This is a genomic window from Anaerobacillus sp. (genome assembly GCF_046314235.1).
Lineage (GTDB): Bacteria > Bacillota > Bacilli > Bacillales > Anaerobacillaceae > Anaerobacillus.
In genome coordinates this window covers 293218-313229 of the sequence record NZ_JBKBWN010000003.1, presented here as the reverse complement: position 1 = coordinate 313229, position 20012 = coordinate 293218, and the positions used below count along the sequence as shown (strand labels likewise).

The 20012-nt window shown below is 35.8% G+C and carries 20 protein-coding genes and 1 pseudogene; 6 read left to right on the top strand and 15 right to left on the bottom strand.

What is annotated here, in order from left to right; translation table 11 throughout:
- Nucleotides 1-83: 83 nt before the first annotated feature.
- Complete coding sequence (locus ACK4M9_RS05655; RefSeq protein ID WP_409848619.1) at nucleotides 84-1292, top strand: MFS transporter; 1209 nt, start codon at nucleotides 84-86, stop codon at nucleotides 1290-1292.
- Nucleotides 1293-1407: 115 nt separating this feature from the next.
- Here ACK4M9_RS05655 and ACK4M9_RS05650 read toward each other — a convergent pair.
- From ACK4M9_RS05650 to ACK4M9_RS05620, 7 genes and pseudogenes are all read right to left on the bottom strand, one after another.
- Nucleotides 1408-1485, bottom strand: a pseudogene (locus tag ACK4M9_RS05650) (transcriptional regulator); the annotation flags it as partial.
- The gene (locus ACK4M9_RS05645; protein WP_409848618.1) at nucleotides 1486-1785 is read right to left on the bottom strand and encodes a hypothetical protein; all 300 of its coding nucleotides are present in this window, start codon (nucleotides 1783-1785) and stop codon (nucleotides 1486-1488) included. It abuts the pseudogene before it with no gap.
- Between the two features lie 125 nt (nucleotides 1786-1910).
- Nucleotides 1911-2222: a TIGR04104 family putative zinc finger protein gene (locus ACK4M9_RS05640; protein ID WP_409848617.1), complete on the bottom strand. Its 312-nt coding sequence runs from the start codon at nucleotides 2220-2222 to the stop codon at nucleotides 1911-1913.
- A gap of 249 nt (nucleotides 2223-2471) precedes the next feature.
- A complete protein-coding gene (locus tag ACK4M9_RS05635; RefSeq protein WP_409848616.1) occupies nucleotides 2472-2666 on the bottom strand; it encodes a hypothetical protein in 195 nt (64 codons plus the stop codon).
- Nucleotides 2667-2814: 148 nt separating this feature from the next.
- Nucleotides 2815-3255 carry a hypothetical protein gene (locus ACK4M9_RS05630; protein WP_409848615.1) on the bottom strand — a complete coding sequence of 147 codons (441 nt, stop codon included), beginning with the start codon at nucleotides 3253-3255 and terminating at the stop codon, nucleotides 2815-2817.
- A gap of 139 nt (nucleotides 3256-3394) precedes the next feature.
- Entirely contained in the window at nucleotides 3395-3625 is a 231-nt protein-coding gene (locus ACK4M9_RS05625; protein WP_409848614.1) for a hypothetical protein, read from the bottom strand.
- Between the two features lie 608 nt (nucleotides 3626-4233).
- Nucleotides 4234-4404, bottom strand: coding sequence for a hypothetical protein (locus ACK4M9_RS05620; RefSeq protein ID WP_409848613.1), 171 nt, complete (start codon nucleotides 4402-4404; stop codon nucleotides 4234-4236).
- Between the two features lie 258 nt (nucleotides 4405-4662).
- Here ACK4M9_RS05620 and ACK4M9_RS05615 point away from each other — a divergent pair, with 258 nt between their 5' ends.
- The gene (locus ACK4M9_RS05615; protein WP_409848612.1) at nucleotides 4663-5175 is read left to right on the top strand and encodes a cation:proton antiporter regulatory subunit; all 513 of its coding nucleotides are present in this window, start codon (nucleotides 4663-4665) and stop codon (nucleotides 5173-5175) included.
- Between the two features lie 5 nt (nucleotides 5176-5180).
- Nucleotides 5181-6350, top strand: a complete 1170-nt coding sequence (locus ACK4M9_RS05610; RefSeq protein WP_409848611.1) for a cation:proton antiporter — start codon at nucleotides 5181-5183, stop codon at nucleotides 6348-6350.
- A 530-nt stretch (nucleotides 6351-6880) separates the two neighbouring features.
- Here the strand turns inward: ACK4M9_RS05610 and ACK4M9_RS05605 are convergent.
- A complete protein-coding gene (locus ACK4M9_RS05605; protein WP_409848610.1) occupies nucleotides 6881-7522 on the bottom strand; it encodes a GNAT family N-acetyltransferase in 642 nt (213 codons plus the stop codon).
- Between the two features lie 171 nt (nucleotides 7523-7693).
- On the bottom strand, nucleotides 7694-8383 hold the full coding sequence (locus ACK4M9_RS05600; RefSeq protein ID WP_409848609.1) for an SDR family oxidoreductase: 690 nt from the start codon (nucleotides 8381-8383) through the stop codon (nucleotides 7694-7696).
- 239 nt (nucleotides 8384-8622) lie between these two features.
- Here ACK4M9_RS05600 and ACK4M9_RS05595 point away from each other — a divergent pair, with 239 nt between their 5' ends.
- Nucleotides 8623-8805 carry a hypothetical protein gene (locus tag ACK4M9_RS05595; protein WP_409848608.1) on the top strand — a complete coding sequence of 61 codons (183 nt, stop codon included), beginning with the start codon at nucleotides 8623-8625 and terminating at the stop codon, nucleotides 8803-8805.
- A gap of 6 nt (nucleotides 8806-8811) precedes the next feature.
- The gene (locus tag ACK4M9_RS05590; RefSeq protein ID WP_409848725.1) at nucleotides 8812-9744 is read left to right on the top strand and encodes an ATP-binding protein; all 933 of its coding nucleotides are present in this window, start codon (nucleotides 8812-8814) and stop codon (nucleotides 9742-9744) included.
- Nucleotides 9745-9904: 160 nt separating this feature from the next.
- Here the strand turns inward: ACK4M9_RS05590 and ACK4M9_RS05585 are convergent, their stop codons facing one another.
- The 6 genes from ACK4M9_RS05585 to ACK4M9_RS05560 form a co-directional block, all read right to left on the bottom strand.
- Nucleotides 9905-10402 (bottom strand): GNAT family N-acetyltransferase, encoded by a 498-nt coding sequence (locus ACK4M9_RS05585; protein WP_409848607.1) that lies wholly within the window; start codon nucleotides 10400-10402, stop codon nucleotides 9905-9907.
- Between the two features lie 225 nt (nucleotides 10403-10627).
- A complete protein-coding gene (locus ACK4M9_RS05580) occupies nucleotides 10628-14062 on the bottom strand; it encodes a hypothetical protein (protein ID WP_409848606.1) in 3435 nt (1144 codons plus the stop codon).
- Between the two features lie 116 nt (nucleotides 14063-14178).
- The gene (locus ACK4M9_RS05575) at nucleotides 14179-16218 is read right to left on the bottom strand and encodes a molybdopterin oxidoreductase family protein (RefSeq protein WP_409848605.1); all 2040 of its coding nucleotides are present in this window, start codon (nucleotides 16216-16218) and stop codon (nucleotides 14179-14181) included.
- Between the two features lie 12 nt (nucleotides 16219-16230).
- Nucleotides 16231-17175: a DMT family transporter gene (locus ACK4M9_RS05570; protein ID WP_409848604.1), complete on the bottom strand. Its 945-nt coding sequence runs from the start codon at nucleotides 17173-17175 to the stop codon at nucleotides 16231-16233.
- Between the two features lie 197 nt (nucleotides 17176-17372).
- Nucleotides 17373-18446: a branched-chain amino acid aminotransferase gene (locus ACK4M9_RS05565; RefSeq protein WP_409848603.1), complete on the bottom strand. Its 1074-nt coding sequence runs from the start codon at nucleotides 18444-18446 to the stop codon at nucleotides 17373-17375.
- A gap of 236 nt (nucleotides 18447-18682) precedes the next feature.
- A complete protein-coding gene (locus ACK4M9_RS05560; RefSeq protein WP_409848602.1) occupies nucleotides 18683-19438 on the bottom strand; it encodes an exodeoxyribonuclease III in 756 nt (251 codons plus the stop codon).
- 170 nt (nucleotides 19439-19608) lie between these two features.
- Between ACK4M9_RS05560 and kapB the strand changes: the two genes are divergently transcribed.
- The gene (kapB, locus tag ACK4M9_RS05555) at nucleotides 19609-19992 is read left to right on the top strand and encodes a kinase-associated lipoprotein KapB (RefSeq protein ID WP_409848601.1); all 384 of its coding nucleotides are present in this window, start codon (nucleotides 19609-19611) and stop codon (nucleotides 19990-19992) included.
- Nucleotides 19993-20012 lie beyond the last annotated feature (20 nt).

Sequence of the window (20012 nt, the reverse complement as noted above, 5' to 3'; positions counted from 1 at the left end):
TATCATTTTTACTTTGTCTAGCTATGGCATGCTGAAATTATGATATGATGAAAATTATTAATCTACGATTGAGGAGAATAACTGTGAAACAGACTCGTTGGACAGCTTTATTTTGGATCGCATTAAGTCAATTATTCGCTCTCTCACTTTGGTTTAGTGCCTCTGTCATTATCACCGACCTCAAGTACATCTGGAATTTGTCTGGTTCTAGTGAAGCGCTTATTTCTTCATCCGTACCATTAGGTTTTATTGTTGGTGCATTAGTTAGTTCTTATTTTGGTATCGCTGATCGGTATAACGCTCGGAAAATTTTTGCTATCGCCGCTCTATTTGGTGCAGTAATAAATTGTTTTATATTAGTTACAGGGTCTGCTTTCATCGGAATTTCACTCCGTTTTTTAACCGGGATTACTCTCGCCTTTGTTTATCCTATTGCTGTAAAAATTCTTGCAGCGTGGTTTCCTAAAAATCGCGGCTTAGCCATTGGTATACTAATAGCAGCTTTAACACTTGGCTCTGCTTTGCCTCATTTTATCGTCGTCTTTTTAACAGCAGTTAGTTGGAAATTTATCATTATTGCAAGTTCCAGCCTAGCTTTTTGCGCTGCGATCATGATGTATCTATTGGTTGCCGATGCCCCAACCGCTTCGAATAAAACTGTTTTTTCTTTTACTTTACTTAGGAAAGTCCTTCAAAACAAACCGGTGATGCTAGCCAATTACGGATATTTCGGTCATATGTGGGAGCTTTATGCGATGTGGACGTGGTTACCTGCTTTTTTAACCGCAAGCTTTATGATGTATGCGCCTGAAACTAGTCTGTGGTTTAGCGCACTTGCCGCATTTTTCTCGATTGGGATAGCAGGGGCGATCGGCTCTGTCCTTGGCGGATATATCGCTGATAAAATAGGTCGTGCTCAGTTAACGATCATTGCCTTATCAGGCAGTACTGTATGTGCTCTTTTAATAGGCTTCACTTTCGGTAAGGCGGTTTGGCTAACGCTAGCCGTTGCCTTTTTATGGGGGGTGTTCGTGATTGCCGATTCTGCCCAATTTTCCGCAGCTGTTTCAGAATTTGCAGATGTAGAATATGTAGGTACTGCTCTAACCTTTCAAATGTGCATTGGTTTTGCGATTACAATAATCACCATTCAAGCCCTCCCCTTTCTTCAAACGGTAGTTGGCTGGGAATGGGTCTTTGCCTTCCTAAGCATCGGACCGATTTTAGGGATCGTTTCGATGGACAAACTTCGGAAGCAAGGGGACGGTTCTGGTGCTTCCTTTTTGAAATAATTAGGAAGCAGAAGAACCGTCCCCATGCTTCCCCATGCTTCACCCATCTGCTAATCGAAAGGCTAATTGATGTTGGGTCATACCTATTGTATTCAATAGCATTAATCGTTTGTCTCGATACATCACATAATTTCGCAACTTCTTCCCGTGATAGGTTTCGAGATTTTCTATGCTCCCAGATTCGATTCTCCATTTATTTTCCATACTTTCTGTTAAAGAATAATAAGGAACCTATATAAATAACTGCCGCTCCACTTAAAGTTGCAAATGGTGGTATCGCCTCGTAGGGATCATTACCCCTGAAAGTGGAGTAGAAATCCCTTCCCGCCTGGTAGGTTAATAAAAAGATCATAGTGCTGAATGCGTGAGCTTGTGCTTTTGTTCTAATCATTCTTTTTCTCTCGTCACCTACTACATTTGGTAATGTTACAAATGTAATAATAATGATTAGAATTGCAAAAACTAAAATAGAAATATAGAATAAGTCCTCCATACATTTATCTCCTCTGCTACTAAAAATATCTAAAACTTTTTACATTTAGACCTTACCATTATTTAGAGGAAAGTCAATTGAACTGTTAATTAATGTCTACTCATTAATTAAAGAGATAATTTCATCTAATCTTTTATAGGAGTCCCTAACTTTACGAAATACGGGGTTATTAGAGAAATAAAAATCGCTGTTATGATAAATATTAATAGTTCAATTAGTAAATTAACTTCTGGGCTGAAATAATTTATTAACAACAATTTTGAAGTTATATAAGCTCCACTAAAAATAATTAAGAAGTGTAAAAAAGAATTCCTTACAGTATATTTTGTGTTACATTTGCTACATTTCAACTCCTTAAAAGAACGACGCCATTGTGATTTAATGATTTCTTTATGGCTAAATTGCTGCTCACAAACAGAACATTTTGGCAGTTTCATAATTGCCTCCCTAATTCTAAACCTACAGTTACAATTGTTAGAAACCTATTCTTCTTAAAGTATTCCTCGTTAGCTGCTTGTTCCACTAAAGCTTTCATATAGTTTAATTTCTAAATTCAGAAAGACCACTCACTGCCAGGAGAAGCTTCTTTCTTTTCTTTTAATTTGATCACTAAATCACTAATAAGACTAAGTGCGAAATAAATCAATGCGGCTAGCTAAGTTAAATATTCTGTATAAAAAGGGATTTCACCTATCCTTATTCTCTAATTCTTTAACTCTTCTTTCTAACTCCTCAACTTTTCCTTCCAGTGAATTAGCTTTTAACAACCTATTTTGACGTTGATTGAAGATATAAATTATATATGTAGGTATTCCGAATATAATAATAAATACTACGAAAACAACAAGCCATTTGATAAACCATTCTAAGGTAATTGCCAAGTTCATCTACTCCTTATTTTGCGTAGTCTCCTCGTTTAGTTGTCAACCTTTTCTTCAATTCTTTTATCCGTTTACTATTTCATTACTCTAAAAACCAAAACAACGATATAGATAATTCCAATCTAAGTAAATAAAATATTAAAATTGTCTAATGGTTAATTCTCTTCCCGTCTAGTGAAAAAAACAAAAGACTTCCTGAACTTTCTACAGGAAAAAACCAGTAGAGTTGATCATTTTCTGATAAATCAACATTAAGGTTATTTATTAAATATTCATTTTTTTCATAACCAAGACTGACTAGTTTATCTTGTATCTCTTCTAGTGATAGGTATTGTTCAGTACCGATCTGAACTTGTTTGAAGTCCTTTTTACTATTTATCACGGTTATATACTGATTATCTTCTTTGGCACATATACAAATCCAAGGCATTTCTGTGCGCGGAAAATTCATGCTATATCTTAAATTTATTGGTGTAAATCCTTCCTTCTCCAAATGCGACTTGGCAGTATTTATTGACATTGATGGTCCTTGACCACACCCAGTAAAAGTTAAAACGATTGTAATTATCATTATATATAAAGATTTCAATCTATTTTCACTTCTTTCAATAAACTATTTATCACTATTGTTATCCTTAACTGCTTCTTTCTTGAATAAGTAAATTTTAATACTATCTACCATTTGCTTCTTACGTTATCGCACGTCGATAATCCAATAAGGTACTTTATTAAGAGAACCAAATTCTCGAAATTTGTAAAGGGTTAATAACTGACCTCAATCTACCGTCTTGATGAAATAATTTTATAGTTTCCATTCTCTTAAAATCGTATGATGCATCCTCTAAATTTTTCATTAGTATTGTTGTTTCACTGCTACTAAGTTTGAATGAAAGTGATTGACCAGCCAGTAAAATTTCTGCTTTAGTATGATCTTTAGCTTCATCTTTTCTACTAAACATTAATAATTTGTACCCCCTTTTGTATTTTTACTGTACCTTGCAATAACGCTCTTTACTTCTTGTTTTTCATTAACATTTCCAATTAATCCATGTTATGAAGATTTAATTATGTCTAAGGCTTTGGTTGCTGAGAGATAAGAAATAGGTATAACAACAAGAAGGATGATTCCAATTATATCGGTAGCTGTATTCCAAGGAACAACAAAATGGTATAAGTATCTAAAAACCAAAAAGTAAATAACAAAAAAACTGTTGAAAGAAAAAGCATAGTTAGAATTCTCAACTTTTTTCTCCCATTTAATTTATTACTTTGTTTTAACAGATAATCCCAATAAGAGTGGCAGAACCTTATCTACTGTAAAAATAGCCAATGCCAAAAATATAGCAATAACAAGACAACTGCCGAGCAGATTTTTCCTAATTCTCTATTTTTGGTGCAACCATTTATTAAAAACAAAAAAGAGACTAGCACTACAGACCGATAAAACGCTAGTTCATCAAGGAACAGTACCGTTGCCGCACCAAAGAATAGGTAATTACTAGATTTGTCTCACGTGATTTAGTTGTCTACTAGAATAGACTGTTTTTTCTTCTTTCGTCGTTTATATTTATTTCTTTCCTTTTAGTTCATCAATTTCATCTTGGAGCTCTTTGATTTTTAAATCTTTTTTCCTATAACTACTTTTCATCCAAAAGGAAATTAGTAATACTACGACAACTATCCCAACTAAAAATAACAAAAGGATGATAATTAAAAATAGTTCTTGAGCCATAAACATAAATATTCCTCCTCTTCTTCCCACTTTACACCTTATAGGAATAAGTATCCATATTTTAGTTAATTCATTGGTATATATATCAGTTCCATGGCTACCTGTATAATACGATATTAGGACTTATCTAGTTTCAAAAATTAGAATTTAAACCTTTGTAGTAGAAAGCCTCGTATCTATACAGGAATTGGAGGTTGGGTTAAACTAATGTAAGTATAAGTACTGATAATCGGCAACTAAATTACGAAATAAGGAGAATTTCAAATGAAAACCATAGTAACTGATTTACCCACCGTTGGAAAGAAGATCACAATGGTGACATCGAAAAATGAGAAAATAAATTTAATTACACATCACACGGGTAAGCGAGATTTATACTTTTCCCATGACGTAGATGATGACGAAGCAGATTATGCAATTGAGTTATCTGCACAAGACACGCGTGAGTTAGGTGCACAATTATTAGGTGCAAGTTATCAGCCTGGGGATTCAGACCAAATGAAAATGGTCAAAGGTGCAATGGTGTTAGAGTGGTACACGTTAACCGCAAGTAGTGCTTTAGTAGGGAAGACTTTGGTGGAATCCGATATCAGAGCGAAAACTGGCGCTATGGTAGTAGCGATAACGAGAGGTGAAAATGTCATTGTAAGTCCTGCTGCTGACGAAGTTTTAAAAACAGATGATGTGCTAATGGTGGCTGGAAGTAAGGAAAATATTTTCTCGTTTGAAGAATGGATAAAAACGCAATATATTAATTCCAACAACCGAGGAGTGTGATTTAATTGTTCTCGGAATACAACATGATATTAAATAGTGGGCTATTATTTCTCCTGCTATTTGTGGCAGGATTTATAGGTGTTAAAGTGAAAGTGCCGAATGTAATTATTTACATAGTATTAGGGATAGTTGTAGGTGGATTGTTTACCGAATTAAAACTACTGCATGTAATGGGTGAAATAGGGATCATTTTATTATTCTTTTTATTAGGTTTAGAGTTCCCGATAAAAAGATTAGTAGGTATCGCGAAGAAGGTAGCTCCTGCAGGTGTCTTAGATGTCCTTTTATGTTTAGGCTTACCTATGGCTCTTTGTCTGTTATTTGGTTTGAATTTACTAACAAGTTTCATTATTGGTGGTATTACTTATGCGACTAGTAGTTCAATAACAGCAAAATTGTTAGAGTCTAATAAGCGTATGGCAAACACTGAAAGTGAGTTTATGTTAGGATTATTAATTTTTGAAGACTTAGTAGCCCCGATAGTGGTGGCGATTTTAGTTGCATTGACTGCAGGTGTAGGATTAACTGCATTCGATTTTAGTATGATATTCGTAAAAATTATTGGGATGACTATCCTTGCTATTTTGTTAGGAGTATTCGTATTTAGTAAACTGGCTACTTTCTTTGATGCTTATATGGACAGTGATGTAATGATCTTGCTTATTGTAGGACTAGCCTTAGCTTTTGGTGGCTGGGCGCTACAATTAGGGTTGTCAGAAGTGTTAGGGGCATTCTTAATAGGAATTACATTGGCAGAAGTGAAAAGACCTGAACCTATTGAGCATTTATTGTTACCAATGAAAGACTTGCTATTACCCCTGTTTTTCTTATATTTTGGTACAACGATAGAGTTTGGTGCCATCCCTATGCTGTCCTTATTGATCATCTTAATCGTGTACACAATTGTTGCAAAAGTAATAGTCGGAATAGTTGGTGGTAAATGGTATGGTTTAAATAAGAAAACAGCATTAAAAGCTGGATTGTCCTTAACAGCTAGAGGTGAGTTTTCGGTAATCATAGCGAGTTTAGCGGTTGGTGAGTATGCTTTGTTTGGGGGAATATACATCTTAATCACCGCATCGATAGGGATAATATTGTTCCAATTAGCGCCTAAGATTGCAATTAAAGTGTATGGCAAAGAAAAATTGAAGACAAAAATACGCATACCGAGTTAGTGGGTATGGCTTTATAAAGATGTTCAGTGGATGTCAACCCGTTCGGTTGAGAGGGAGAAAATAATAAATAACACATCTTTTAGAGGTGGAATTAGCACGCTAATTCGCACCTCTTTTTTTCGTTGATATATCAAGGTTTAATGTAAAGTTATTTGATTTTATGATTGGGAATTAGCGCACTATTTAACATACGATTTAATGTGTACAATAACTTTATATTTAGGTTAGAGGAGTGTAACAGAAGATATTAAAAGAACCAAACAGATTTATTTCAATTATTGCATTCTTTTTAAATTGGCGTTGGGTTCAATAGTTAACGTAATGATTTTATTATTTTCGCCTGTTGTAAATCGCTACTAACCTCTAAGTCTTGTTTACTATTATTTTTTAGTACAAAATCATATTTCAAAAAAACAAAACCTATATTATCTATAAACTCGCCATTATTCGTTAGCTGACTTTCCTCTGTGACCTGGATTAAAAGTAACTAGGTCCTCCACAGCCAATTTCTACTTATTTCTACTCAACTATTAAAACTCTTCAACTTTTGAAGAACTGACCACATTGAGGAAATATTGTGGTGCTTTTGTAAACTGTAATTTCTCAAAATCTGAATTAGACATGTAACTTTCTAAAATAGGGATACATTCTTCCAAATCATTTTGCCTACTTCCTATAGCTGGATCTTTCAAAAGTTTGAAACCTATATCAGAATAGAGTTTTATTGCTCGATAACTAGAAGGATGAGTATGTAAAAACACTGGGTATTCTTTTTGGGGTAAGGATTCCATTACATATGATAGTAATGCTCGCCCAATACCATTTCCTTCATATTCATTCAAAACTTTAAACCAGTGTAGTGTCCATATCTCATCATACGATTTCCATAAAAAACAGGTTCCGATTGGCCTATCATTATCATCACAGACAAATACACACCTTTGAAAAAATAGATTCCCCTTTTTATGATAGACCTGATTATAGTAATTTGACATAAAGCCATAATATTCCCTTGCTAATTCTGCTGTGTCAAATTGCATGGCTTTCCATGTATCTAACTCATCTTCTCTACAAAAACGCACATGATACCCTTTTGGTAATTTGCTTGTAGCGCTTAAAATCAATGAATTACACATCATAAATAGATTTTTATCCGGTATTTCATTACTCAATTTTTAGCCCCCAATCAAGGTATAATTTGTTTTAGTTGCCAAGATATTGCATTATGCCAATCTTCGAATATGAGATGGTACTCTTCTGCTAGGTTATCATAAAAGTCACTAACTAAATCCCTCAATTCCCTTTTTGTTACTTTTAAGTATTTTATTTCACAAGTTCCTTTCCTAAGGTCTAATAATCACATCAATGGCGCCTGCATCTTTTCCAGCTTTAATTACAGTGATAATTTGCTCAGCTACAGTTTCCACGGTTAAGCCTGTGGTTTTTTTCGAAGCTAGCACACCACCAAAGTCGGTTTGGACAAGACCTGGAGATACTGTTGTCACACGAATTCCGTATTTCTTGCCTTCTTTATTCATCGTATGCGACAACCCTAAAAGTCCCCATTTACTCGCGCAATAGGCAGAGGCTTTTTCAGCTGTATTATAGGCGAGATCTGAAGCAATGTTTACTATTTGTCCACCTTGCCCTTGCATCATAATTTTATAAACGGATTGGCTACAAAGGAAGGCACCCTTCAAATTCGTATTTAATTGACAATCCCAATCTTCCTCAGTCATTTCTTCAACTGGCTTCCAAACCCCAACACCAGCATTATTTACTAGTGTATCAATTCGCCCATATTTTTCAAAAATTGAATTAATCACCTTTGAAACTTGCTCACTTGAAGTAATATCACATTGGTAAGTATCTAAGTCTCCAAAACTAGCAAAACCATTTTTTAGTTTTTCAATTGAGTCTTCACTTTTCGCTAAAACGATCGTTTTAACTCCCTCATTTAATAAAAGTTTTACGATACCTTCGCCAATACCTCTCGTGCCACCTGTGATAATGATAACTTGATTTTCTAACATTATCTTACCTCCTTACCATATATAAGTTTCTGTTACCCTTACGTTTCTAACAATAAAACAACAACTTGCAAAGACCACTCATAGTCTAACATATTTAACCATTAACGGGGTTTTTATAAAAATACATTCTTCTTCAAATGTCGAAGCACCAACTAAAAATATGGTAAATCAACACATTGTATTACAAAGCGACTAATAATCTGTATAATCGATGGTATTCCATGGAAGGAGAAAATTAGATGAACATTAATTTGGATCAATTGACAGTGACCATCCTCGAATTAGCTAATCGGCTAATTGGTACAAGAACGTTTTTTATAAGTATGCTAAATAATGACAAATATACGATTTTAAAAGTCTTAAATAACAACGGGAGTAAAGTAGAAGAAGGCGGAGAATACTCATTTAGTGAAACTCTTTGAAAAGAAATCACTTCAACTAGCGGTCGTGAGCCGCTAATCATTAATAACACCCATCTAGATGAACGAGTAAACAAACAAAACGTCATTCACGACTTAAAAATCGGGTCTCATTTGGCTGTTCCTATTATCATAGATAACACTTTATTAGGGACTCTATGTGCTTCAGACCCTGACCCTTATAGTTTTACTGAAACAGAACTTGAAAATATGGTATTGTTAGCCACGATTTATACTTATATTGTAAATCAATCAGGCTTCGCCTATTCACCAGAGGAAGACAAGCTTAGAATGCATGCAAAATCAATCATCAGCACATTAGCTGCTGATTTAGCCGACCAAGTTCGTAACCCAATGCAAACAGTTAAAGGTTTTATCCAGTATTTACTCGAAGAACCAAAGTTCCAACAGCATAAGCAAGTCATTTTAGATGAGCTAGCAACAATGGAGGAAAATATCCATTCATTTTTACTTACGACAAAGCCTGCTTATCCAATGATGGAGAAGATTCCTTTAGCAACTTCTCTTGTCGAAGCTACTTCATCATTAAAACCGGAAGCTGATAAATACAATGTATCCATCTCGTTAATTTTAGAGACATTACCTGAACTTAAGGTAGATAAAAGCCAGATCCAACGTGTATTTGAAAATTTCATTAAAAATAGTATTGAGGCTACAAAAAATAAAAACGGTACGATTCAAGTTCGAAGTTTTTCAGAGTCAAAGCAAGTCGTTTGTATTGAAATTAGCGACAATGGTCAAGGTATTGCTTTAAATGACTTAAATAAAGTAGGAAAGCCTTTATATTCTTCAAAGGATGATGGTAACGGCTTAGGAATTTCAATTGCATCAGATATAATCAATTCTCATAAAGGTCAACTTCACATTGAAACAACTTCAGCGGGTACGACCGTAACTATTCGCTTACCAATCGGAAGTTAATGTTTGTGAAGTACATTAGGCTTTTCATAAACACATAAAAAAACCTTAGCCTTTTGAATCGCTAAGGTTTTTTACTTATCTCTTTATATTCGTGGCAAAGGACACTATCTTTATTAACCTAAAAGATATTTGTAGACGGAATCCACTTGAATGTCTGACATTACAAAAACAGAACCATATGATCTTCGTCAAAATAACGATTTCCTATCTTTATGGCACGATAATCTCTTCCGTAGATTTCAAAACCTAGATTTAAATATAAGTTTCTTCCAGCCTTATTCGTCGTTACGACTGACAAATAAACCTGTTCAATCCCTTCTGAGTTCAGTGCGTTTTCAATAGCTGCGATCATTAACTTTCTGCCAATTCCAAGACCACGTGCACTAGGAGTAATATACATCGCAAAAATATTGGCTCGATGCTTTAACTTTTGCTTCGTTTCTTTGACTAAAGAGACGACACCAACGAGTTGACCATTGTCAAAGGCACCAAAGAATACAGAATACTCCGAACAAAATCTGTTTTCATAATGCTCAAGCGGATAATCCTTTTCTTCTTCGTAGCTAGCTACAAAAGCTTCCGGATTCGTTTGCAATGCCTCTAATCTAAGCAACTGATAATCTTTTGCGTCCGTTGGCTCTAAAACTCTTACTTCCATAGTGCACACCTACTTTCAGTGTTTTTCTATAATTCTAACATAAAATACCAACTGTTAAACCTAAGGATTTACAAAACTTCGAACTTTCTCACTTTTCCCTCAACCCTTGAAGAAAAGTGACTGACTAGTTCTTTCGCGGCACAGTTTTATTAGTTGCTATTAAGAGGCATAGCTCAAAAGGTCATCTAAGAAAAATGTCGACAAAAAAACCTTTATGCAACTCCTCTACTGCCAATCCTTAAACGACTTTATAAATTTCTCTTTCTTCTCTTGAAATAACGTCTTTCCTTCACGAGTCGGTCGTTGCTTTTGCCATTCGTAAAATGACGCAAAGCCAATTAATGTAGCACCACCAATAATTAAATACATCCACCAAGGTAAATTACCCCAGAATGGTCTTGTTTGTAAGAAGACATTGACGAGCAAAACAGCGATACCAACGATAAAATACGACTTAATCCGGTAATGCATCCCAGCGATAATTGAAATTAACGATAATCCGCCAACAATGATTGCGTCATAAATCGTGTTACTTTGAATTGCATCGCCAACGATAAATACGGTTACGATCACAAGCACAATTGTTTGAATGTTCCTCATTACATGGGCATAATTGTTCCATGCTTTTTTGCTTAAGAAAATCGTCAAGACAATAAACGGCAGCATCCTTACTTCCATCGCAACAATTGTTGGTACGTTAAAGTAATTTACGATTAAGTAATATGGTAATAATGTCGCGGCAGCTGTAAGAGAAACCATCACGTTTTTTACCACTGCCTCTTTTACTCTATTGATTTGCATAAATAGTAGATAAATCAATAGTAACGACGGAATTAGCCTCATCCATAGAGGGTCTGTATAAAAGATAGCGTCATTTAATTCAATTAGAAACATTGCTGTTATGATTGTAAACCAATCCACTTGAGTTTTCTTCGTATCCTGATCATTGGAAAATAAATATTGATAGGAAAACTTCCCGATGAGATGTAAGAACAAAATTGCGATAATAATCGCACTAATATTTATCGACTTTTCTAATCCATCAAAAAAATCCAAGAACGTAACGCTAGCAAAGAAAAGCGGTATAATCGCTAGCAAATCCCAGCTCCTCCTAAATAATAAATAGATGATAAATGCAGCTGTTAGCAGTACAATACTTAAGTCAACTAGACTGATTTGAAAAGTCAAAAAGCTAAATAAGGTAATCATCGCAAATGGCAGAGCGTATAAATCAATCCTAAATTTCCACTTATCATTAGTCAGTCCAAACAGTATTGCCATGGCTAACACTGAAGCCGCTAAGCCTTCCGCAAAATCAATATTAAAGTTAAAATAGTCGCTCACTAAAAGGATATTTACTGGGATCATTGTTAAACCCGCATATAAAAACAACTTAACTGCCCACTCTTTTTCTTGTCTTTGCACACTATAGGCGTAGATCAACAATGGGATTAAAAATGCTAATGGGTTACTTGTTGTTTCCATCGTAATAACTAATGCCAAGATCAAAAAAACGATTAAGAAACTATGCGCCGTCCAGAAAAAATACGGTTTTAGATCAGCAATTTTCCTGCCAATAAATTCATAAATGAATAGCAAAATAACAGGTACGAGGAACAACACTAGAAACAGAACACTATTAGTATCCATTATTTTAAGTGGTTCAATAAACGATAAGAAAAACATTGCGGTCGTAATCGCCACAAGCGTCCAAAATTGCTTAATTTTTGTGATGTAAACTAAAACAATGTATAAAGCAATTCCTAGCAAATAAAAACTAGATTTGAAGACTGGCATCATTTCTGCAGTAAAACAATTAAGTAGGGCAATCGAATAGCCGATCATCGCAATCGAATAGATAGGAATAAATAACATGTTTCGATACCTTCTAAAACCAAAGCTTATCGCCAAAAGTAGTAATGAACTTAAGGCAAAATGACCAATCACCCCTACTTCATTTGTGTAAAAATCCGAATAAACAAAGCTTGCGTAGATACTATGAAATGCTAACAACCATGAAATTGGAAACATCCAAGCCGCTGTCTTTTGATAACTTGCTTTATCGTGGGTCGCGTTAATGATCATTAATATGACCCCAAAAACAATAAGTAGAAACGACAACTCAAGATCCTTGCCTCCAAAATAGCTAGACATTATTGATAGAGCCATTGTTGCCACTGAAACATAGAAGCTAGTATGTTTAATAGGTACTAGATATTTATGGCTGTTTCTAACATATAACAACAAAAACATCACGACACCAACAGCAAACATATACAATTCAACGATATATAGCCCTTTTAGATCAAAAGAGAACACTCCTGAAAGTAAATTCCAAGATTGATAGCCCGAGACGACTAAGAAAATTGGGGCTAAAAACTGAAATACACGTCTTTTCGTAATAAACGCCAAATAGATGTAATTTAGCGAAATCATTAGATAAGCAACTAATAAAACAACTGAATTTTCATCGTAGCGCAGAAGTAGCCCTTCAAAGCTTATATAAACAAATGCAAGTGCTGAAATAATCGCACTCGTGTATTTAAAAACTTTCTTTAAGGAACCATCGTTTAGACGATCTTCAAGGATTAAATAAAAAATACCAATGAGTGCAAAACCGATATAGTTTAAAGGCTGTAAAAATGAGTGCTCTAGTAATTGATACATCCCATACACCAAAAGCAACGTAAATACATAATGAAACTCTTTTTTGTTATAAACAAATACAACTGAAAGATAAATAATTGCCGTAAGCAGAATGTTAACACTGTAAATAACATAACTTTGGAAAAAAACGAGCATTAGCAATGTGCTAACGACCAAGTTTGCTTGTGAAAATAACGGCAACTCTCGGACAAACATTGCATATTTGTTGTTGTCCTTTAAGTAATGATATCCAGCTAATAATAAACCGTTATAAATAATAATACCTAAATAGAAGAAATCGATCGGCAATAAGCTTGCCGCTAAAACAAAGCCACTCAGCGCAGTTAGTGTTAAAAACGATAACCATACGAATAACCGGTTTTTACTTTGATAAGCAATCCACGCGTAAAGTGGCAAACAGGTAAGCGTCGCAATCACGCCTAACACATGCCGTCCTCCACCGAAAAGTGAAAGCCATTCTCCAAACAGTTGAAAATAGCCGATCCCGATAAATGTAACTGGGATAAGTAAACTAGCTAATGTTAAAAAGGCGAAAGCCGTTTTATCAATTTTCAAATATTTGCGTGCCACATAGCTAATTCCAAAAAATAAGAGCGAGACAAAAGCGATTGAAAATACTTTCATTAAATGATTCATTTTTTCCCAGCTACTCGTAGCAAGGACTAACCCACCTAATAAGAGGAGAACAACCCCTGCAATTAGTGCCAAACTAATGTTCCGCTCTCTCACCTGTTCAGGAGTAAGTTTTTTCGCTTCCTTTTTTATTCTCAGTTGTTCTTTTCGTTCCTCGGCGATTCGTTTGACTTCTTCTTGCCTTGCTTTCCTTTGTTCAACCAAACGATTTTCTTCTGCTACTTTCTTTTCCATCATTAACTCAAAATATTGATCGTAAGCATCCGCAACTTTTGTATACTCCTCTTGATCTATGTAACTATGTTCTTTAAGCTGCTTTAGCTCGCTTTTAAAAATCGTTTTACGATTTTCCAGTGTCATATAACGGTCTCCTTATAATTTATATAGAAAAAAAAGCTATGATTATAACAATCATAACTTCCTTCTTAATTTATATATTATATAAAATTTTCCAAATATCAACACAAATATTTTGTCTAGAGCTTTTCGACACTGACGCGACCGGAAAAGAAGGTTGCCCCACCACCCATATCGGCGACACGGTCTGGAGTTAAAGCATTGACAAAGTATTTTGTTTCCGGTAAATCCGCCCATAATCCTTGTGTGACGACAACACCTTCAAGTACATTATCACCAACAGCAGCAACAAGTTCACATTCCCCACGTTCATTCCAAACCTTTACTTTTTCTCCATCCTCAATTCCAAGCTTATAGGCATCGTCCTTATTTATATGAAGACGAGCCACTTTTTCCAATGAAATATGTTTCTCATTGTTGGAAAAGGTAGAGTTTAAGAAATTGTGATTGGGGGCTGGAATAAATAAAAATGGATGATCATTATCCTTTACTAAAGGGGTATATGTCGGTAGTGCTGGCAATCCTAACTTTTCTAGCGTTTTAGAATAAAGCTCTATTTTTCCACTCGTTGTTTTTAATGGTTCAGCAGCAAGTGGCTTTCGGTTTGCTTTGATGTACTTTTTGTCTAGCAAGGTTTCGAAATCAATTCCTTCTATCCATTTGTTTTCAGGATGATTTAACGCTTGGCGAATTAACTGTTCATCACTGTCATAAAGACACTCTTCTTCAAAGCCAAACGCGCTTGCAAGCATGCGAAACACTTCTGTATTCGCTTTACTCTCACCATACGATTCAATAACAGGCTCTTGAATTTGCAAGTAGTGATGCCAGTACGAAGCATAAAAATCTAAGTTTTCAAATGAAGATGTTGCAGGTAGGACGAGATCTGCATACATTGCTGTTTCCGTTAAAAATAAGTCATGGACAACAAGGAATAGATCTTCACGAAGCAATCCTTCTCTCACTTTATTTCCTTCAGGAGCGACTAGTGCCGGATTGCAATTGTAGACGAACATCGACCGGATTGGTTTCTTTGACTGTTGTAATGCTTTCCCAATTAAATTCATGTTAATGACGCGGGTATTTTTATTTTCAAGTAAATCAGGGCGCTCTAAAGCATGACTATTGTGGGCTAAGAAGCCACCATTCCCTTTAATCGCCCCACCACCTTTGACAAGCCATTGACCAGTGATGGCTGGTAAACAAGCAACGGTTCTAACACACATCCCACCATTATCATGGTGCTGCATACCATTACCGATACGAATAAAGGCTGGCGTTGTTTTTCCATACATTCTTGCCAGACTATAAATATCGTCTATAGAAACCCCAGTAATCGCTGAAACAGTTTCTGGATCATATTTTTTTACATGTCCCCTTAATTCCTCATAACCTACTGTATAGTTTTCTAAGAAACTTTCATCTACCATATTTTCAGCAAAAAGAATATGCATTAATCCAAGCGCTAGTGCACTATCCGTTCCCGGTAAAATGGGAATGAACCAATCTGCCCAACGTCCTGTTTGGTTTTTATGAACATCAATGACAATAATTTTAGCGCCATTTTTTCGCGCCTTCTCGGCGATCGCTACTTGATGCATGTTTGTACTTACGGCATTAACGCCCCAGAAAATAAATAGCTTTGTATCAATTGTTTCCTCAGGATCTGTGCCAAAGCTACCACCCATTGTATAGCGATATCCTGTTGAGCCTGCTGACGAACAAATCGTCCGATCAAGGAGACAAGCACCTAAGCGATGAAAAAAGCGACGATCCATTCCTTCAGAATTTAATTTTCCCATATTTCCATAGAAGCTATATGGCAAAATGCTTTCAGGTCCCTCAGTTTCAATTAGTTTTGTCCAGTTCGAGTAGATGGTGTTCATTGCTTCTTCCCAAGTAATTCGCTCGAACTTCCCTTCGCCTTTAGCACCGACTCGTTTTAAAGGGTATTTTAGCCGTTTCGGATCGTAAATACGCTCTGTCATATGACGAACTTTGTTACAGATGTTGCCTTTCGTCACAGGATGATTGGGATCACCTTGAATTTTTACAATTTTTCCATCCTTTTTATGGAGTAATAAACCACATTGATCAGGACAATCAAGCGAACAAACAGCAGGAAAAATGCCATTTTGTTCTTCTATTAGGTTTTTCAAAACTAACACCACCTAACCTGTTTTTAATAGTTTTCTTTGTTTTATACGGTTGATCATTTTCATTTCTAAATAACCAGTTCCGAGTAAGACACCAATCACAATGAGGATAAAGCCGAAGACTTGCATGAAGCGAATCGCTTCCCCTAAAAATAAAAAAGCTCCAACGATCGCAAAAAATGGAACAAGGTTATTAAAAACTGCCGTTTCTCCAGCACCAATTTGTTGAATCGCCGCGTTATAAAGGATATGCCCTAATCCAGTTGCTAGGATCGCCGATGTAAAAAATACCGCCCATACAGTGGCTGATTTCCCAGTCATTTCACTGACATTACCAGGTTCAAAAGCAAAACTACTTATAAGAATAAAAACAGAACCAATTAATAGCATAACAGCAGTTAACTGTCTTGAAGATAACGTCGTCGTGACCTTTTTAATTAGGATAAAGCTAAATGCTTGTGAAATCATTGAAATAAAGATTAATAGATCGCCCCTTGAAACCGAACTTAACCCCTCACCTTTTTGGAAAATAACAATCGCGACTCCCATAAACCCGAGAAAGATCCCAACAACTCTAACAAAGGTCGGGCGGTCACGAAGGAATATCATCGAGAAAATAACCGTCGCTAGTGGGATTAACCCAAGGATTAGCCCCGCCTTTGTTGCAGTCGTTTGAACTAATCCCATCGCGAGTAACGTATGATGACCCACTTGCCCAAAGAGCGCTGCTAAAAACGCATAAAACCATTCGGTTCTCGTCAGTTTCCGTAAGTCCCTCAGAAAATAAAGAACCGTAATTGCAAACATCCCTGCAATAAAAATTCGCGTCCCTTGCATCGCTAAGGGCGGCAATTCAGTAACAAGGTATTTAATGGCAACAACGTTCAATCCCCAGATAAACATCACGAAAACTAGTAAACTAAACGTAAGTGTTCGAGACAGCATAACCCCTTCTTTCATAGTTGATGAACATCCATAGATGATAGTTTCTTCATTAAGATTATTAGTACATGTCACTCTTTTTGCATAAGTAAGCACCTTTAGATTATACAATAAAAGTACACGTAGAAGCAGCTTGGCAAACATTCCAAGCTGCTCTTTTTAAAATATAGGAAACAATCGATATTTGCAACAAAATGCTTTCCACTTTTCTCTTACTATTTCACTTCGGTTGTCCAGCTATAGGTGTCAGCAATTTTTCCCGTTTGAATACCAGTCAGCGTATCGTACAATTTCTGTGAGACATTGCCAATTATTTTATCATTAATGATAATTTTTTGCCCTTGCCATTCTAATTCTCCGATAGGCGAAATGACAGCTGCGGTTCCAGTACTAAACACTTCCTCAAGAAGTCCATCAGCGTAGTATTGATAAATTTCTTCGATAGAAATCTTTCTTTCGGTGACCGGTATAGCCCAACTTCTTAGCATTTCAATGACTGACATTCTTGTAATTCCTGGTAAAATACTGCCGCTTAATTCAGGTGTAATTACTTCGCCATTCACTTTGAAGAACACATTGCTCGTTCCTACTTCTTCAACATACTTTTTCTCGATTGCATCTAACCACAACACTTGTGAAAAGCCTTCATTTATTGCTTTAGTTTGCGCATTAAATGTTGCGCAGTAGTTACCTGCCGTTTTTGCCATACCTGTTCCACCGCGAACTGCTCTCGTATAATGTTCTTCAACCTTAATACTAACAGGCAAAATACCGTTCGAATAATATGAGCCTACTGGCGAAAGAATGACTACAAGTTTATATTGTTTAGAAGCTGCTAAGCCGAGAAATGATTCAGTTGCAATAATAAACGGGCGGATGTACAACGACGTCCCTTCAGAAGTTGGCACCCAATCTTGATCAACACTAATTAGCTGTTTTACGTATTCCAGAACCTCTTCTTCATTTATTGCCGGCATACTTAACCGCTCACACGAAGCATTTAATCTACTGAAATTTTTCTCTGGTCTAAATAATAAAATTCGATTGTCATTTGTCCGGTAAGCTTTCATACCTTCAAATGCCGTTTGGCCATAATGGAAAATTACAGCTGCCGGGTCTAACGAAATCGGCTCATATGGAGTAATTCGCGGATGAGTCCAACCTGTTTCTATTGAATAATCCATGACAAGCATGTGATCAGTAAAGTACCTACCAAAACCTAATTTGTCGTCTTCAGGTTTTATTTTTAAATTTGAAGCTTTCACAATTTCAACTACAGTGGCACTCATAGTTTACTCCCCTTTTCAAAAGTTCTTTTATAATCGTAAAAATTTTCTGTTAATTCATATTAATACTACTTTCGGTTGTAGACAAGAGGAATTTTTGTGTATTTAGAAAAAAAACTAAAAAAAATTGAATATTCTTAAACTTTTTCACTTTAACCCACTACTCAATTAAACTTCTTTAAAGTATAAACGAAAAACCTTGAAGAAAAAAGTAGTTCTTCAAGGTTTTTTACAGAAAATTATTTTTTAAGTTCAACGACTACCGGACAATGGTCACTTCCTAATATATCGCAGTGAATATCAGCGGCTGCTATGCGCTCTTTTAAGCGGTTTGAAATGATAAAGTAATCAATTCTCCAGCCGATATTCCGCTCTCTTACTTTATTCATGTAAGACCACCACGTAAATGAGTCTTGGCGGTCTGGAAATAAATAACGAAACGAATCGACAAATCCTTTTTCAAGTAGTTCTGTAAGTTTCCCTCGCTCCTCATCAGTAAATCCTGAATTTCCATGATTTGATTTCGGGTTTTTCAAGTCGATTTCTGTATGGGCTACATTTAAATCCCCACAAAGGATGACCGGTTTGACATTTTCCAACTGTAATAAATAATCGCGGAAATCGTCTTCCCAGCGGAGTCGATATCCAAGCCTCGCTAAATCACGCTTAGAATTTGGAGTATACACGTTCACTAAATAGAAGTTATCAAACTCTAACGTTATCACTCTGCCCTCTTGATCGTGTTCATCGATGCTGATGCCGTACTGAACATTTATTGGCTCTATTTTTGAAAAGATAGCTGTTCCTGAATAGCCTTTTTTCTCAGCATAATTCCAGTACTGATAATAGCCTTCAAGCTCTAAGTCAATTTGACCTTCTTGTAATTTCGTCTCTTGGATACAAAACATGTCAGCATCCACTTCATGAAAGTAATCTAAAAACCCCTTTTTTACACATGCTCTAAGTCCATTCACATTCCAAGAAATAAGTTTCATAATTTATGAGTTTTCTCCTTACGTTTAAATTTCTAATTTCTTCATTATACTCTAAATGGACAAGTTTTTCTAAAGGGAGACGTTTCCTAATTGTAAACACCCTAAAGATAGTGAAAAAGAAACGATCTATGGTATGATATTTGCAAGAAAAATTGAAAGGATGATTATCTATGAGTCAACAATTTGAAGTTGGTCAATTAGTTACAGGTATATATAAAACAGGAAAATACATAGGTGAAATAACGATGGTCAAAGAAGCGAATTACGTCATGCGAGTGTTAGCCGTCATCAATCATCCCACTCAAGGTGATCTCCATAACCCTAAAACTGTTGACGGTGTCTTCTTCCATGAACGTCGCGCGTTAGCGCACCGTGAGCAAGTAAACATCCAAAATGTCTACGTAAAACCATATGAAGGCGAGCTACCTTCCTATGAGGAGTCATTACGAAGTGCTCTCGACAAGGAATTCAGCCAACTTGAAGCAGAAGGTTCTCCTTTTGCCCTAAAATCAATCGAAATCCTTAGAGGCTTAGAAAAAGACTACTTTAAATAGATACATTTAGGTGCCAGGCA

Coding starts and splice junctions, on each gene's coding strand:
- ACK4M9_RS05645 (WP_409848618.1), bottom strand. CDS start 1,785: ATGGAGGACTTATTCTATATTTCTATTTTAGTTTTTGCAATTCTAATC.
- ACK4M9_RS05640 (WP_409848617.1), bottom strand. CDS start 2,222: ATGAAACTGCCAAAATGTTCTGTTTGTGAGCAGCAATTTAGCCATAAA.
- ACK4M9_RS05625 (WP_409848614.1), bottom strand. CDS start 3,625: ATGTTTAGTAGAAAAGATGAAGCTAAAGATCATACTAAAGCAGAAATT.
- ACK4M9_RS05620 (WP_409848613.1), bottom strand. CDS start 4,404: ATGTTTATGGCTCAAGAACTATTTTTAATTATCATCCTTTTGTTATTT.
- ACK4M9_RS05615 (WP_409848612.1), top strand. CDS start 4,663: ATGAAAACCATAGTAACTGATTTACCCACCGTTGGAAAGAAGATCACA.
- ACK4M9_RS05600 (WP_409848609.1), bottom strand. CDS start 8,383: ATGTTAGAAAATCAAGTTATCATTATCACAGGTGGCACGAGAGGTATT.
- ACK4M9_RS05595 (WP_409848608.1), top strand. CDS start 8,623: ATGAACATTAATTTGGATCAATTGACAGTGACCATCCTCGAATTAGCT.
- ACK4M9_RS05585 (WP_409848607.1), bottom strand. CDS start 10,402: ATGGAAGTAAGAGTTTTAGAGCCAACGGACGCAAAAGATTATCAGTTG.
- ACK4M9_RS05580 (WP_409848606.1), bottom strand. CDS start 14,062: ATGACACTGGAAAATCGTAAAACGATTTTTAAAAGCGAGCTAAAGCAG.
- ACK4M9_RS05570 (WP_409848604.1), bottom strand. CDS start 17,175: ATGAAAGAAGGGGTTATGCTGTCTCGAACACTTACGTTTAGTTTACTA.
- ACK4M9_RS05565 (WP_409848603.1), bottom strand. CDS start 18,446: ATGAGTGCCACTGTAGTTGAAATTGTGAAAGCTTCAAATTTAAAAATA.
- ACK4M9_RS05560 (WP_409848602.1), bottom strand. CDS start 19,438: ATGAAACTTATTTCTTGGAATGTGAATGGACTTAGAGCATGTGTAAAA.
- kapB (WP_409848601.1), top strand. CDS start 19,609: ATGAGTCAACAATTTGAAGTTGGTCAATTAGTTACAGGTATATATAAA.